Source organism: Syntrophomonas sp. UBA5494 (assembly GCF_002426325.1).
In genome coordinates, this window is record NZ_DIPG01000049.1 from 4169 (window position 1) to 7028 (window position 2860).

General features: G+C 53.2%; 2 protein-coding genes. Both read left to right on the forward strand.

Features of this window, described 5'->3' with window-relative positions; translation table 11 throughout:
- The coding region (locus B3W37_RS05650) for a hypothetical protein (RefSeq protein ID WP_483175022.1) at window positions 1-1148 on the forward strand (1148 nt) is incomplete at its 5' end.
- A gap of 18 nt (window positions 1149-1166) precedes the next feature.
- Window positions 1167-2858: an Hsp70 family protein gene (locus tag B3W37_RS05655; protein WP_483171515.1), complete on the forward strand. Its 1692-nt coding sequence runs from the start codon at window positions 1167-1169 to the stop codon at window positions 2856-2858.
- Window positions 2859-2860 lie beyond the last annotated feature (2 nt).

A 2860-nucleotide genomic window follows, 5' to 3' on the forward strand; every position in this document is an offset into this window, starting at 1 on the left:
TGACTGACCTGAAGCATCAATTACAATCCCTACAGGGCTACTTAACAGCAGTCAAACCCTATTTACAGGATACTGAATTAGTTCGCCAGGTTGATGAATTTCCTGGATACCTTGAAATTTTTCACCTTGAGGGGTCAACCGATCTGCAGCCTTCAATCGGCTCCCATAAGTTAAGTCAAGCCCTCAGTGAAATAACCTACCTGATGAGGCTGGCCGGAGATGCGGCGGCCAAGGACCATGACGGCCGAATTAGAATTGCCGGAGATATGCAGCGGCATATAGATCAGCTCGAGGGCGGGGTTGATAGCGATGATCCGGTGAATCTTTGGATCAGCCAAAAACTCACCCGGGAATTGGCCCTGTACGCAACTGCCCTATCGGCGCCTACAGTGTCACCCGACATGCAAACCTTGATAAATAAACGCTTAGAGGGGTGGCATCGGGTTTTGAAGCTGCGGGCTTCAAATCACTGCGGCCCGGACCCCTTGATACAGAATGCAGTTGATTGCCTGGGCCGGATATCGGCGGAAAATGCCCAGGAAGCCTTGCGGGATGTAGAATTCTCGATACAGCAACTGGAACAGATCATCATGATCCTGCAGAACAACCCGGAACCCAGTTATAAAGTCTTGGTGCAAGTCAGAGAATGGCTGGCCTTTTGGACGCCCTTTTTGCGCAGTATGAGTACGGAAGAAGAGATACGCTGGATCCCCCCGCTGTATAGCTTGCTTTATCAGGTCCGGGTTGCCATATCCTTCTTGTCCAATCAGCTCAGCATGATCGAAACCTCCCGCCGCCGTTCAGCTTATAATCAGGATCAAGCCGGGCGCATGCGGGATCTGGCAGTTACTCAGCTGGAGTTCCTCGGGCAGCTGAAGGCTGATCTGGATCGCTTGTTAGCCCCCAGAAATGTCTCCCGCACCTGGAAGGACATGGGGGTTCGTCTCATCAAGGTGCCTCTGCAAAAAGGAGAGGTCTTCCCTGAGGAGCATATCCCGCTTCTCGGCCAGGCGCGCTGGGAACCCAGAGTGGATGCTGCCCGGCCCGATTACACCATTGTGCACGAAGAAGGCGACCTGTTTATAATTCAGGTTTTGAACGAAGAACAGACCGAGATCCCTTATATGATACTGACCCGGCAACCATAACCAGCGAGGAGTTGACACATGCGGCTTGGCATAGACTTTGGCACTTCATACACCAGGATGGCAGCATTCAGCGCTAATGGTTTAATATGCAGCTCAGCCGGCTGGCCCGGACCAATCCCCAGCATCCTGGGATACTCCCCCGCAACCGGCCGGATCTTTTTCGGCACAGAGGCCATGGAGCTCGAACAGCCTGACGCTCTGCTCTGGCCCGGCTTCAAACCGGCCTTGTGGCGAAGCCCCCAACTGGCGCCGGGGAGCCTTGATTTCGAATATATCCTCACCGCATTTTTTACTTTCCTCAAAGATCAATGGCCTGAAATACCGGACGATCCTATTGAAGCGGTCACTCTGTCAGTCCCCGGTTATCTCGGCATCAAGGCGCAGCACAGCCTGTATGCCGCTCTGCAAAAGGGGTTTGCCGGAGCAGCCATTGCTTTACTTCCCGGGCCGGCTGCAGCCCTGACAGGATATCAAGCCCTGCATCCCGGCCAGGATATTGAAGGGGATATTCTGATTATAGATATAGGGGAAGCGGCTGCTGATTTCAGTATTATCAGCACCGCAGGCAACGGGAAGCAGCTGATATTGGAAACCCAGTCGCAGATGGGCGGTAATGCCTTTTGCGGGGCGGAAGTCGACAAAGAAATCATCCGGGAGATTCTGAAACCGCTATTTCATCAGCTAAAGCGGCCTGACCAATTGCCCTGGGAAGCAGGCCTTTCCCCCGCGGACTGCAGCTACTGGATTAAGCTGAAAAGAATGGCCGATACGACCAAAACCGAACTGGGCCGCCATCATCAAGCGGTTGTAAATATGATAAATATCCTCCCCGGAATGAGCGGGGACATGATTATTGATTCGGTTGCTTTTACCGCCGCTCTCGGTCCGCTGTGGGAGCGGCTGGATTCCTACGTGAAAACCGTGCTGCAGCCCCGCGTCCAGTCACTGGGCCTATATGACAGCCAGGGCTGGAGGTTTGACCATATCCTGCTATTGGGCGGGGCTTCCCATACCCCGGGAGTGCTGCAGCGAATAAAAAGGCTCTTTCCCGGGGTTCCTGTCTGGCATGGCCAGACAAACCAGCCTTATGAAGCCGTCGGCAATTGCCTGTGGAGTAGCGGAAGCAGACGGTTGTACACCGTCTGCCCGTTTAAATTCTATATTGAGAAGAAATCCCCCTCTGAAGAGAGGGGCTGCCAACTGGAGCTTATTCCCTTTGACACCGCCAACCTGGAACTTGATCTCACCGGGACTTACCGTATTTTTTCGCTGCCAGTCCAGTCGGACTACAACCTGGCCAGCAGTCCCGGCGATGTTGAGATAAAAATCTATGCCTTGCCTGACCAAACCAATGCTATTCAGCCGGAGAAGGTTTCGGGCCAGAATGCGGTTCTGCACTGGCAGGAAGCTGACTATAACGGGGCTGAAGTGGTTCATATCGATTTTGATCTGGCAAGTTCACAACTTCTTGTGAACTTCACCAATAACCTCCCCGGGTGTCCTGAGGCGGAACTGTTTTTCGAATGGCCGCTCCGGCAGTTGTCCCAGGCACATTGGTTGTCGGGTTATAAGCACGTTGACAGGGATCTCCTCAAGGCTCTGCAGAGACAGCTGCAGGCCAATCAAAGCGACGGCGCCACACCTTACAGTAATCAGTTGATGGCTACCTACTACAAACTGCTCTGCGTATTGCAGATATTAAATCCCTAGAC

What these genes read in the sequence shown, in the direction of transcription:
- B3W37_RS05655 (WP_483171515.1), top strand. Translation starts at nt 1,167, where the DNA reads ATGCGGCTTGGCATAGACTTTGGCACTTCATACACCAGGATGGCAGCA.